The organism is Algoriphagus sp. NBT04N3 (assembly GCF_019443765.1).
In the GTDB taxonomy this organism is placed as follows: Bacteria; Bacteroidota; Bacteroidia; order Cytophagales; family Cyclobacteriaceae; genus Algoriphagus; species Algoriphagus ornithinivorans.
In genome coordinates this window covers 2,762,114-2,774,669 of sequence record NZ_CP048415.1, presented here as the reverse complement: position 1 = coordinate 2,774,669, position 12,556 = coordinate 2,762,114, and the positions used below count along the sequence as shown (strand labels likewise).

The window sequence follows — 12,556 nt, the reverse complement described above, 5'->3', positions numbered from 1 at the left end:
AATTCATTCCTCATATTGAAATATTTCCTCAATGGAGAGTTCAAATAGCTTGGATAGTTTGAAGGCGGTGGGCAAACTGGGGTCAAATTTTTCTTTTTCTATCGCATTGATGGTCTGTCTGGATACCCCAATAATCTCCGCCAGATCCTCCTGAGTCATGTTTTTGGCGACTCTCAAATCCCGAATTCGATTTTTCATAGATATCGCTTTCTATTGATCATCATGGCTATCATATAGGTGACACCAATAAACATCACCAAATATCCTATTTCTGCATCGAAGGCGATGATTCCCTTTTGATGCATGAGCGAAAAGGTGAGTCCTACCACCACAGCCAGTCCTAGCGTGATTCCCATGGCTTCCAAATGGATTTTGCGTTCGAGTTCATCGAAGTGATTGAATAAATCCCTATTAGCCAAGATCATTAAAATTCCATTTACGAGATTGACCACAATGGCAAAAGGAGTGAGGAAGGGGTGATTATCCCAGATAAACTCTGGCCCAAAGGTGGCGATCGCCATAGTAGCAACCCAACTCCAAGTCCATATTGCCAGTTTCTTGGTCCTTTTGATTCGTTCTTCTTTCATTGATTCCATGATTTTTATGTAAAGTTGACTTTACAAATGTAAAGTAAGTTTTACAAAAGTCAAGTTTTATTTACAAAATGCTTTAAAATTTATCGAAATGGTTTGAATTGAAGACTTAATTAATGCAACTTTGTTGCAATAAAGAATTATGAAAACTTTATCTATTCTGCTCTTAGTTATAATTATGTCGGTGCCTGGGATAATTGGGTTTAGTCAAAGTTTACCGGTAAGGGATTTGTGGGCCTTATTTCAAAAAGTTCCTTTCAGAGAAAAACTAAACCGGGATTTTGGGCTTTACTTTTTCTATCCCGAATTCACTCAAGAGCTCAAAGCCCTAAAGGGAAATCAAGTGACTTTAAAAGGCTTTTATATACCTCTTTAACTTCAATCCAGTCAAGCACTCATCCTGTCCAAATACCCCATGGCGGAGTGTTTTTTCTGTGGAGCAGCCGGGCCTGAGTCTGTCGCTGTGGTTTATCTCAAAGCAAAGCCTCCCCGAATGAAAGTAGACCAAATCATTGAGGTGAGGGGCATACTTGATTTAAATGCCACCGATGTGGAAGAAATGACCTTTATTATTCGAGACGCTATTATAATTTAATTCTATATGAAAAAACTACCAGTAACTGTTTTAAGTGGATTTTTAGGAGCGGGCAAAACTACACTTCTTAACCATATTCTGCAGAATAAAGAAGGAATGAAAGTAGCTGTCATCGTCAATGATATGGGTGAAATCAATGTGGACGCACAGCTGATACAGCAAGGAAATACGCTTTCCCGAACAGAAGAAAAACTCGTGGAAATGAGCAATGGCTGCATCTGCTGTACGCTGAGGGAGGATCTGATGGAGGAGGTAGGCAAGTTGGCCCGAGAGGGAAGGTTTGATTATTTATTGATTGAGAGCTCGGGTATTTCCGAGCCGCTTCCGGTAGCCCAAACTTTTACGTTTGTGGATGAAAATGGAAAATACATTTTGGGAGAGGTCAGTGAGTTGGATACTTTGGTAACTGTGGTGGATGCCTATAATTTTCACAAAGATTTTGGAAGCGGGGATACCGTTTGGACCAGAAAGATGAATGACGATCCCGAGGATACGCGATCCATTGTCAATCTACTCACGGATCAGATTGAATTTGCCAATGTGATTCTTCTGAATAAATGTGATTTGGTGGCTCTTGACCAAGTGGAGGAATTGGAGGCAATCCTTCGCAAGCTCAATCCTCGCGCTCAGGTCATTCGAACAGAAAAGGGAAAAGTTCCTTTGGATAAAATTCTGAATACAGGACTCTATGATGAAGCTTTGGAATCAGCATCAGCTGCCTGGATGGAAGAGCTGGAAAAAGAACACAGACCGGAAACGGAAGAATACGGTATCAGCAGTTTTGTTTTTAGGGATAAAAGACCCTTTCACCCTCAGCGCTTTTGGAATTATATTCAATCCGACTGGCCAGGTTCGATTATCCGGAGTAAGGGGCTGTTTTATATAGGTTCAAGGATGAACGAAGCGATTTCCTGGTCACAGGCTGGAGGTAGCTTGAAAGCTGAACAGGCAGGAGTTTGGTGGGCATCCATGCCTTTTCAGCAGCGAATTCGCTATGCATCCTACTTGGACAATCAGAAATGGATCGAGTCCAGATGGGATAAGCGTTTTGGAGATCGAATGAATGAATTGGTTCTGATAGGGCAATATCCTGAGGTGGAAAAAATAACCCTCGAACTGAACGCTTGTCTGATGACCGAAAGAGAATTGGATTTACTTGAAAAAGGAGCAAAAATTCAAGATCCCTGGCCTTTTTAATGAAGTAATTTCTTTGAGGAAATTCATTGATGAATACCACCTTCTACTTCATCATATATCATAAACAGAGTGTAGGGACCCCTACTTCTATCAAACGATGATGCACGGAGCTTTAGGGATTTAAGCCTTTGGCCAGATAGGGGTCCTTATTGGTGAATTGCAGATCTACATAAAAATAATTTCGATTTTAGTATTTATTGCAAATCTTAGTACTTGATCGATAGGCTTCTGTAAAATTTTGTTCCGTAGATTTATTCTATGCTGATTGATAAGGTTATGAATAAATTGAACGCAAAAGAAAATTTTATACAAAAGCCTAGCTCCATCTCTTGGTCTGTAGGCTTCTTGGTTTGCTTTCTGCTTTTTCAATGCACCACTCAGAAAGTGTCCCGTGAACTGGTAGCAGTGGAAGAGGCAAAAAATATCAGCCCGAAAAAAGAATACCTTAAAATCCACATGAAGAATGGGGATTTGTATGTACTCAATAAGTGGGATGTCAACGAATCCATCCGATTTATTGAAGGAATGGGAACGCGCCTTGACCCCAATAGAAAGCCTATTCTCAGAAATCTCTCCGAAACTGATTCTGCCTACCCCAAGTCCAATTCGGGCAGTCAAAAATTCCGGGTGCCATTTGACGATATCGTGATCGTGGAAACCAACAATAAAAGCAACAATCCTGGAGTAGCTGCCATGGTCGTCACTTCAGTGGTGACAGTACCTCTTGCAATTTCCTGTATCATTAACCCCAAATCCTGTTTCGGATCATGTCCTACTTTTTATGTTCAAGAGAATGGAGAGGAAAAACTGGTGGCGGAGGGTTTTTCATCCAGCATCAGCCGATCTCTGGAAGAGACAGATATTGACAGGTTCCACTTTACTTTCCCTCCGGGACAGGTAAGTATTCAAATGAAAAATGAGGCGCTGGAAACCCATATGGTTAAGTCTATCCAACTCATAGTGTGCGAAAAATCTCCTGAAAATCAGGTTTTTGAATCTAAAAACAGCCGTTTTTTTGAAGTCGATAGGCTGGCACTTCCTCAAAAAGCAATGCATCACGCTACGTCCATCAAAGAGGAATTGAGTGATGTGGACGACTTGGAATGGTACAGCCTGGCCGATTCCTTGGATCTTTCCAGTCAAGAGGAAATTTTCTTGGAGTTTGAAAACCTTCAACAAGCCAAAGGTTTGGTCATCGATAAAAGGCAGTCTTTAATGACTACTTTTCTTTTTTATCAAATGTTAGCCTATTCCGGGAATGCCACCGGCTATTTGCTTCATGCCATGGAGACCCGTAAGCCTGGTTTTCAAAACAGAATAAAGAAAATGTATGAAAGATTAGGTGGGATTGAAATAGCGATGTTGGATAAAAAGGGAAACTGGAAGATCATCGAGGAAGTCACGGAATCCGGTCCCATTGCTTCAGACACTCATCTGGTTCTTTTGCCCGAATTGGATACTGACAAGATCTCCATACGGCTGCGATTCACCCAAGGGCTTTGGCGAATCAATCAGGTGAATCTGGCAAGCATAGTAAAAGAGGTCCTCCCAAAAAGAATTCTACCAGATCAATTGATTTCTGCCGGATCCCAGGATAGCCTGGCTTTGGAAAAGCTTCGGAATCCGTCGGCTTACCTCGTGACCTATCCGGGTGATGAATACCGAATCCATTTTCCGATAGAATCCAGTGTCAAGCATCAGTATTTCTTGGAGAGCCAGGGCTATTACATCGAGTGGATGAGGGAGGAATGGCTGAAGGAGGAAAACTTTTCCAAAGTGAAATGGGCCATGATTTTCCCGAGAAAATACTTAAAAAAAGCGGCTCCATTGTACAAGGAAAATGAAACTGAAATGGAGGCTATCTTCTGGAATAGTAAATACGCAACATCAGATCGATAATTAAAGATGAGAAAGCTGACACTCTTAGTAGGGCTAGTTTTGAGTTCCTGTGCTTCCAATTTGGTTTTGGCGCCTGATGGGAATGTACCCAAGCGTTTGGATTTGCCCTCTGATCCTTATGGTGGCTATATTACCATCATCGCATCCGGAGAAACTATTTCCGGAGAATTGATCGGCGTAAGAAATGACAGTTTGGTGGTATTGTATTCCAATCAAGCGATTTCAAAACCTTTAGACCAAGTTACCTACGGCCAATTGATTGCTCATGATCCCAACTCTTACCTTGCAGGAGCTTTGATTCCAATGATTCCCAATGCCCTCTTGCTTACCATTGGCGGGTATGGCGCCTCTCCCTTGGTGACTGCTCTGGTTTTTAGCGGAATCAATTTGGGCGGAATGGGAATTGCCTCTGCCACAGAAAACCGAAAGATCAATTATTTTGAGTGGGAGAAAGAAAAAGAGCAGCTGTTGAAATACGCCAGATTTCCGGGAGGAATTCCGGAAAAAGTAAATTTAGGGAGTTTGACCAATCGACCGATACCTGCAAAATCATCCAAAAAAGGGACTTAGAGAAAATGAAATTGGGAGCGTTCTTTCCATCACTCATTGGGTAAAATAGAACTCCTATGAAGGAGTTAAAAGTTCTTGGATTTAGCTGGAAAATAAATAGTTAACGACCGCTTTGATATCCAATTTTTTTAGCCAGATTTGGCGACATTTAACCCACTCCTTTATGAGGTTTACCCTTGCCTTTTTGCTTAGCTTTCTTTCCGCACAATTTCTTTATGCTCAGGATTATATAGATGGATATTATGTCCTTTCTGGTAAGGATACTGTTGCTGCAAAAATTAAAATTGGTGGTAAAAAAATATCCACCAATTACTATGCTTTGGTAGTGAAAGGGGAGGATGAAACTCCGGTAGTTTTTAAAGCCAAGGATAAAAAAATCGGAGCTTATGGATACCAAGTAGGCTGGAACCGATTCGACTATCGATTTATAGAGATCGAAAAGACCAATGATGGAGGCTTTTTCCGCCAGATCGTTTACGGGCCTCATTATCAGTTGTACCTACATATGGTCAGCACCAATGTCAATGGAGTGGTGACTACCTTGCCGCATTATGGGCTCTACAAATCCAACGGGGAATTTGTCTATTTGACGGTTCACCTGCTGGGCAATTGGAAAAGGAATCTTCGGAAGATATTAGCCGACAATCCAACTGCCTTGTCTGAAGTGGAAGAACTGAACAAGAACGATATTCCCGAATTCATTACCCGACTTAATAATCAATAGTAGGAAATTTTCCGACAATTCAGCTCGCCTGAGAGAATAGGGGACTTGATAATTCCTGCGCCATCTTTAGTCAGTAGAAAATCGGTTTCACACCCTTAGTTACTTAGAAATTAATTTTATGAAGAAGAAAATCGCATTATTAGTCATTGCTGCCATAGTTATGGCGATGCCCGTCCTAGCTCAGGAAAACAGCTCTGGGCCGAGAGTAAAACTGCTATTGGAAGGTGGCCTAGAGTACGGAGGGGATGAGTTATTGCAGATTTTTTTCACTAATGGGGATGATCAAATCATGCGAGCCGGTCAGGGGGGCTATTTATCCGTGGGTGGACAAATTGACTTTCCTCAAGTAAAGCAATTGATGTTTCGGAGCGGAATAGGATGGAAGTATAATACCACTGCTGCTAACAATGCCAATATTAGATTTACCCGTGTTCCAATTTATGTGATGCCCTTTTACAAATTCAATGAAGACTTCCGCTTAGGAGCCGGGATAGCCAACCATCAATTGGTTCGATTTAAAGGAGATGGATTTGTGTCAGACGAAAAAATGAAAAGCAATCTAGGGGCAAAATTTGAGTTTGGTTACCGATGGATAGCTCTGACCTATACATCAGTACAATATACCACATCCCGAGGCGAGCAATTGTCAGGAAGCTCTGTCGGATTGGTAGTTTCCCTATTGATCCCGCAAGATTGATATAAAAGGTCTGAGCCTTGTTTGATGGTTGTATTCGCTTTCATACTATTAAAAGGAAAACCATATTCAATAGCTTAGCTCAAAGACTTAGGTTTTGGCGGAAATTGAAAGCTAAATTAGGATTTTTTGTGCCCTAAAGAAGCGGGATATTTTGGGGTTTAAGTTTGGTATCGAAGTGGACTTTGATCTCCCGCAAAGGGTGGAAGAGGCAAAGAAGGGTAGGGGTTGAGTGTTATCGGTTATGAGCTATAAGGTCCTTGGTCAATTCCAGGGTCTTTGTGATTTAAGGTTTTTTCCAAAATATAATCACTAAGGTGTCTTTTGCGGGCTTATTGATGAAGTTTGGAAAAAAGTATGAAGGATCTCTAAGACTTCATTTCCCCATCAAAATCAACTTGAAAAACCCATGTTTCCATCACACAATTTTCCGAAACATTAGGAGTGCTGCAAACCTGTTTTTTGCCTTGGATTTCAATTAGGGTTCCGGATTCATCATAGGTGATGTTTTCAGCATAATCATTAAAGAATGTTCCGTATGTTTTCTGCCAAAGGAATTCACCATCCGAATCGGTCTTGATTAATAAAATGTCATAATTCCCCTGCCCAAAAGAACTGGTTGATCCCAAAATATAGACTCCTCCGTCTTTCGCAGCTAGAATTGCAGCAGCTTTGTCATAGCTATTTCCCCCAAAGATCTTTTGCCATAAAATCTCACCATTTTTATCCTTCTTTGTGACTTCTATATCGCAGGAAGTCTCTGTTTCGCAATTGACAGTTTTGATTTCCAAGCAGGTTTGATTTGGTAAAACACTCCTTTTAAATACTAAGTCTGGAATATCAATTGCCCAGATCGCAGACCAAGCGAGTAAGATGGTAGCCAAAGAAATTGAGATGATTTTGGATTGAATTAATTGAAATAAAGTGCTCATAATTTTTGATTGAGTGGAAGTTGATTTGTTTGTGAATTTTTCCTCTTCAATCTCCTGTCTAAACTCCAAGTCTAAAACCTCAAGTATTCTTGATTGAGTAAATAAACTTGGGTTGACATCCCCCTTTTCCAGCCTTTGTATGGTTCTCAAGGTAAGCTGGCATCTTTCGGCGAGCTCACCCTGACTCCATCCATTGGCGATTCTTCGGGATTTGATTTCAGTTCCGTAATTCACAGTTCAAAATTATGAGTTCATATTCTGCCAGAAAACGCCGATAGTATGACATTCATACGACATTCTCTTGGGCTTTACCTCAAATTGAGGATTTTCTACATGAAGATAGCTGTATATATTTTGAAAAGTCGATAGGATTGCACGGCGGTTTATTTAATTTGAGGTTTATAAAAATGAATTACTATGCATATCCATTTGTCCAAAAAGCTTGAAAAGCTATTAAAGAAATTCACCGATAAGAAATCCTCCGAGCTGGATTCTAGTCGCCTGGGTAAATGGAATGCCACTGTATTTTATGTAGACCGAAAAAAATGTTTATTCTTTTTAAATGCCCAAACTACCTATAGTTTTATTCTGGTTAACGTAATGGCGAAAGATTATCCCAACTTACACAAAAAAATAAAGGAAGAGTTGTACGAACAGTTAAGCTATGATGGGATTCTTTTGGGTCCTGATTTTTATTCAGAATTGATAGGAGGAATTCGGTTTTTACCTACAGATGCAGATCGAAGAGCATTGGGATTTATCAATTACAAATTGGACATTATTAATCATTTTCTTTCTATCGAAAGCATTTCGGTTGATTTGCTTTGCCATCGACTAAACTCAGATTTTTTTAATACCGGGCCAGGCCCCAGATATCAAAATATGACTACTCCGATCGAAGAGATGAAGAGGGTGGTTGAAGAAATTCAAGGAGATTAAGGTCTTTTAATTATTCAATAAAATTTATAGGCGAATAATCCCATCTACGATGTACTATCCACATCTCAAGCTTATAAATTGTTGATTTATTGGATGCATTAAACGAAGTGATGAATGATCCTATGGATTGTTTTTTTGGTGAGATTTTTTTGCCAATGATTTCTAGAAAAGCAAAGCTAATCAAAGGCTATGTTTAGCTGGCTCATGCCCGTTTTTCTAAGGAGGTTTTAATGTAACTCTTAAGTAAAAAAGAGAGTTTAATAAACATGCCCTAGATACCTAGGTGGGCAACTTTTATTTAAATAACTCAAAGAAATGACCATGCAGAAGCCTTTCTTCACGATTTTAATATGTATCATCTCCTTTAGCTACCTGTCTCATGCGCAAAGCGTGGATGGGGTGGCCCTTGAAGATATTAATTCTACTTATATCCAAATTGTAAGAATAGGGTCTCCTTTCAAATCAAAAATTAGAGTTAGTGTTGATTTTGGGCAGAGACTAAGGGATGACAGGTGGAAAGAATCTTTCATAGTAGATTCAGACGGAAGATCGATTGAATTTAACTCTATGATAGATGCTCTGAATCTATTTGATCTTCTAGGCTATGAATATATCGATTCCAATTGTGTTGATGAAGATTGGCCAGATCAGTATTTACTTCGAAAAAAGAAGCCAGAATTGGTTAAGGAAGAGGAGTGAGATTAGGCAGCGAAATTTATAATAAGAAGCCTTTTGGGCCCAGTCCATGTACATTTGAAAGAATATTTATTCTTGATAAAATTCGGATTTAAAAATCAGCTAGGTATAGAATAGGCTCCTGAAGCTACTTCTTTAGAAGTTACTCAAAGCCCGATTAACTAATTAAAAAAAGCTACCTATTTCTGAGTGGCTTTAGCTCTTAATCGCTCTAAATCAAAAACCTGCCAAAGTGATGGTTATTTTAACTCTTTGTCATCCTAGAAAGCCTATTCAATTTGCTATTGGCTTGACTTTTTTAAATTTTATATCAGGTCGGCAAAGTACGAATAGATTTAATCAAGTTGTTTCACTTCTAATGTCGGTAATAAGGGTCTTCGTTTCTTTTTCAAAACCGAAAAACTTTTACTTTTCCTTTTTTCTGTATTATTTAAGGAATTAATTCATTTGAAGATTTCTCTGACGCTTTTAGGATAAAATGACCTTTTCAAACTTTTCATTTCTAGAAACTGAATTCCCCATACTTTATAATATTGGGCAGGCGGCAGAATTCAATCTTCACCAAGACCCTGTGACTTGTCTTTTTAAACTCAGGCAATTCGGAGAGCGACTGACGGATTATCTTTTCGAGGAGCATCATTTGGACTTTCCTTATGACAACACGTTCCATAATCGGATAAAAAATCTAGAGTTGGAAAGGGTAATTCCATCTCAGGTCAAAGACCTTTTGAATTCCGTCAAGCATAAGGGTAATATTGCAGTGCATCAAAATAAGGCAAGTCAGAAAGATGCTGAAGAATTGTTGTTTACCAGCTTTAAGATTGCCCGATGGTTTTATCAGTCCTATTCTGAGGAAAATCAAAGCTTATCCACTGTCCAATTTCAGCTCCCAGCAAAACTTGATGCAAGACATGCCCTAAATGAATTGGAAAAGGAACATGCCGAATTGCAAAAACAGTTTGAAAAACTGCTTCAAGAGCGGGATAAATCAGCTTTGCCTGCTGAAAAGCAAGAAGAAATTCGGGTTCGTTCTGAAAAGGCTGCCAGTAAAATCGAAATGTCTGAGGCTGAGACTCGAACTCTGATTGATGAACAACTTAAACTGGCTGGATGGGAAGTAGATACTAAAACTCTAAATTTCAAAAAATGTAAAACCCTACCCCAAAGAGGCAGAAATCTAGCGATTGCCGAATGGCCCTGTGAAGAAAAGTGGGCAGACTATGCCTTGTTTATCGGGTTTGACTTATACGGAATTGTGGAGGCAAAACGCTATGCCTCGGATATTTCCACAGACCTTCATCAATCAAAAATCTATGCCGAAAAGGTGGGGGCCAAGCATGAGGCTTCCTTGGTAGGGAAGTGGGACAAGTATCATGTTCCTTTTCTTTTTTCAACCAATGGGAGACCTTTTCTTGAACAAATAAAAACTAAGTCAGGTGTCTGGTTTTTGGATGTTCGTAATCAATTCAATCGATCAAGAGTGCTTCAAGGCTGGTATAGTCCAGAGGGTTTGGTCAAATTATTCGAAAAAGATCGAAAGGAGTCTGAACTCAAGCTTCAAAGCGAACCCATTGATTTTTTAGAAGCAGAAACAGGCCTAGGCCTTCGGAAATATCAGATTGAAGCGATTAGAGCTGTAGAAAGGAAGTTGATAGCTAAACCGGAAGATCGGAGAACGCTGATCACGATGGCAACGGGGACAGGGAAAACCCGAACGATCATCGGACTTGCTTATCGCCTGATTCAATCCAATCGATTTCAGCGAATACTCTTTTTGGTCGATAGGAGATTATTGGCTCGGCAGGCCATCAATGCATTCAAGGATAACAAGATTATCGGACTCAATACTTTCGCTGAAATCTATGATGTCAAGGAATTAAAGCATTTGACACCTGAATTGGATACGCGTCTCCATTTTGCCACTGTGCAGGGCATGGTCAAAAGGCTCTTTTACAACGAAGGAGAAGATATTCCTGCGATCGATCAATACGACTGCATTATCGTGGACGAAGCCCATCGAGGATACCTCTTGGATAGAGAGCTGGATGAGGATGATTTGGAGTTCCGGGATCAGCGGGACTATGTGAGCAAGTACAGGATGGTTCTGGATTATTTTGATGCTCATGCGATTGGACTGACTGCCACACCCGCATTGCATACCACTGAGATCTTTGGGAATGCTGTCTACACTTATTCCTATCGGGAGGCAGTGATTGATGGGTATTTGATCGATCATGAACCGCCCATTTTGATCAAAACTCAATTGGGGGAAGAAGGAATCAAGTGGGAAAAGGGAGAAAAGCCCAAGATCTACGATAAAGAAAGCAACTCCATTGTGGAACTGGAGCAATTGGAGGACGAGTTGAAGATTGACATTGCCGGATTCAATAAGCAGGTTATTACGGAAAATTTTAACCGGACAGTCATCAAGGAATTGGTCAATAGGCTAGATCCGGACGGAGATGATAAGACGCTGATTTTTGCTGCCACAGATGAGCATGCAGATCGGGTGGTGCAATATCTGAAAGAAGAATTTGAAGCTATCGGAGTAGATGTGCCCGACGATTCCATTCAGAAAATCACCGGAAAATCCTATGATCCTGAAGAGCAGGTGGCTCGATTCAAAAATGAGAAATATCCCAATATCGTCGTTACGGTAGATCTTTTAACAACAGGGGTTGATGTACCTGCTATTTGTAATCTAGTTTTTCTCAGAAGAATTAAATCCAGAATTCTCTACGAACAGATGCTGGGTAGAGCTACCCGTAGATGCGATGAAATTGGGAAGGAGGTCTTTCAGATTTATGATGCGGTGAAGATTTACGAGACTTTGGAGGATTTCACTCAAATGAAACCCGTGGTCTCCAATCCCAAGGCCAGCTTTCAGCAATTGGTCGAGGAGCTGGATCAGATCGAAAAGGAGGAACGGACCAAGCGTCAGATTGAAGCCCTGATTGCCAAACTCCAGCGAAAAAGAAAATACCTCGAAAATGATCAAGAGGATGCCTTTCTCTACAATTCCAAAGGAGAAAGTGCCGATGGTTTTCTGAAAGATTTAAAATCGAAAAAACCTGCAGACGCGGTGACTAAGGTGAAATCCGTTCCAACTTTATGGAAATTTTTGGATGAGCTAAAACCTTCATCTGTTGGCACTTTGGTTTCAGAACATGAAGACAGGCTTCTTGGAATAGAACGTGGCTATGGAAAAGGTCAAAAACCAGCCGATTATTTGGATAACTTCGCAAAGTTCATCCAAGAAAATCAAAACCGCATCGAGGCACTGAAGATTGTGACGAGCCGTCCTGCGGAACTGGACCGAAAGTCTTTAAAAGAACTTATGTTGGCCTTAGACCAAGCTGGATTTAATACTCCTAGTCTGAAAGCAGCATGGAAGGAAGCCAAAAATGAGGATATCGCGGCGGATATTATTTCCTTTATCCGTACCCTTTCATTGGGGAGTTCCTTGGTCAGTCATGAGGAGCGAATCAAGGGGGCGGTGGAATCCATCCGTAAGCTGAAGGATTGGAATAAAATCCAACTGAAATGGATAGAGCGCTTTGAACTGCAATTATTGAGAGAGACCATCCTGAGAATAGAAGATTTGGATCAGCCACCCTTTAGTGAGAATGGTGGTTTTGAGCGATTGAATAAATTATTTGAAGACGAGTTGGAGCAGGTAATCAACCAACTCAACCAAAATCTATATGCGTAATAAAC

The 12,556-nt window shown here is 40.4% G+C and carries 12 protein-coding genes; 9 read left to right on the top strand and 3 right to left on the bottom strand.

Translation table 11 applies throughout. The features are described from left to right. Window positions 1–3: 3 nt before the first annotated feature. On the bottom strand, window positions 4–198 hold the full coding sequence (locus GYM62_RS11975) for a helix-turn-helix transcriptional regulator (protein ID WP_219956573.1): 195 nt from the start codon (window positions 196–198) through the stop codon (window positions 4–6). After that, complete coding sequence (locus GYM62_RS11970; protein ID WP_255590366.1) at window positions 195–587, bottom strand: hypothetical protein; 393 nt, start codon at window positions 585–587, stop codon at window positions 195–197. The genes GYM62_RS11975 and GYM62_RS11970 overlap by 4 nt, the downstream gene beginning before the upstream one ends. Before the next feature lie 421 nt (window positions 588–1,008). Between GYM62_RS11970 and GYM62_RS21050 the strand changes: the two genes are divergently transcribed. From GYM62_RS21050 to GYM62_RS11940, 6 genes are all read left to right on the top strand, one after another. Further along, window positions 1,009–1,188 (top strand): hypothetical protein, encoded by a 180-nt coding sequence (locus GYM62_RS21050; protein WP_255590365.1) that lies wholly within the window; start codon window positions 1,009–1,011, stop codon window positions 1,186–1,188. A 6-nt stretch (window positions 1,189–1,194) separates the two neighbouring features. Beyond that, window positions 1,195–2,385 (top strand): GTP-binding protein, encoded by a 1,191-nt coding sequence (locus tag GYM62_RS11960; protein ID WP_219956571.1) that lies wholly within the window; start codon window positions 1,195–1,197, stop codon window positions 2,383–2,385. 276 nt (window positions 2,386–2,661) lie between these two features. After that, entirely contained in the window at window positions 2,662–4,284 is a 1,623-nt protein-coding gene (locus GYM62_RS11955) for a hypothetical protein (RefSeq protein ID WP_219956570.1), read from the top strand. 6 nt (window positions 4,285–4,290) lie between these two features. Continuing rightward, complete coding sequence (locus GYM62_RS11950) at window positions 4,291–4,854, top strand: hypothetical protein (RefSeq protein WP_219956569.1); 564 nt, start codon at window positions 4,291–4,293, stop codon at window positions 4,852–4,854. A gap of 163 nt (window positions 4,855–5,017) precedes the next feature. Then, complete coding sequence (locus tag GYM62_RS11945; protein ID WP_219956568.1) at window positions 5,018–5,578, top strand: hypothetical protein; 561 nt, start codon at window positions 5,018–5,020, stop codon at window positions 5,576–5,578. A gap of 118 nt (window positions 5,579–5,696) precedes the next feature. Then, entirely contained in the window at window positions 5,697–6,275 is a 579-nt protein-coding gene (locus tag GYM62_RS11940) for a hypothetical protein (protein WP_219956567.1), read from the top strand. A 365-nt stretch (window positions 6,276–6,640) separates the two neighbouring features. On the opposite strand, the gene GYM62_RS11935 is transcribed toward GYM62_RS11940, so the two are convergent. Next, window positions 6,641–7,438, bottom strand: coding sequence for a helix-turn-helix domain-containing protein (locus GYM62_RS11935; protein ID WP_219956566.1), 798 nt, complete (start codon window positions 7,436–7,438; stop codon window positions 6,641–6,643). Between the two features lie 183 nt (window positions 7,439–7,621). Here GYM62_RS11935 and GYM62_RS11930 point away from each other — a divergent pair, with 183 nt between their 5' ends. From GYM62_RS11930 to hsdR, 3 genes are all read left to right on the top strand, one after another. Next, on the top strand, window positions 7,622–8,143 hold the full coding sequence (locus GYM62_RS11930; protein WP_219956565.1) for a hypothetical protein: 522 nt from the start codon (window positions 7,622–7,624) through the stop codon (window positions 8,141–8,143). 315 nt (window positions 8,144–8,458) lie between these two features. Then, the gene (locus GYM62_RS11925; protein ID WP_219956564.1) at window positions 8,459–8,842 is read left to right on the top strand and encodes a hypothetical protein; all 384 of its coding nucleotides are present in this window, start codon (window positions 8,459–8,461) and stop codon (window positions 8,840–8,842) included. Window positions 8,843–9,317: 475 nt separating this feature from the next. Beyond that, complete coding sequence (gene hsdR / locus GYM62_RS11920) at window positions 9,318–12,551, top strand: type I restriction-modification system endonuclease (RefSeq protein ID WP_219956563.1); 3,234 nt, start codon at window positions 9,318–9,320, stop codon at window positions 12,549–12,551. Window positions 12,552–12,556: the final 5 nt, after the last annotated feature.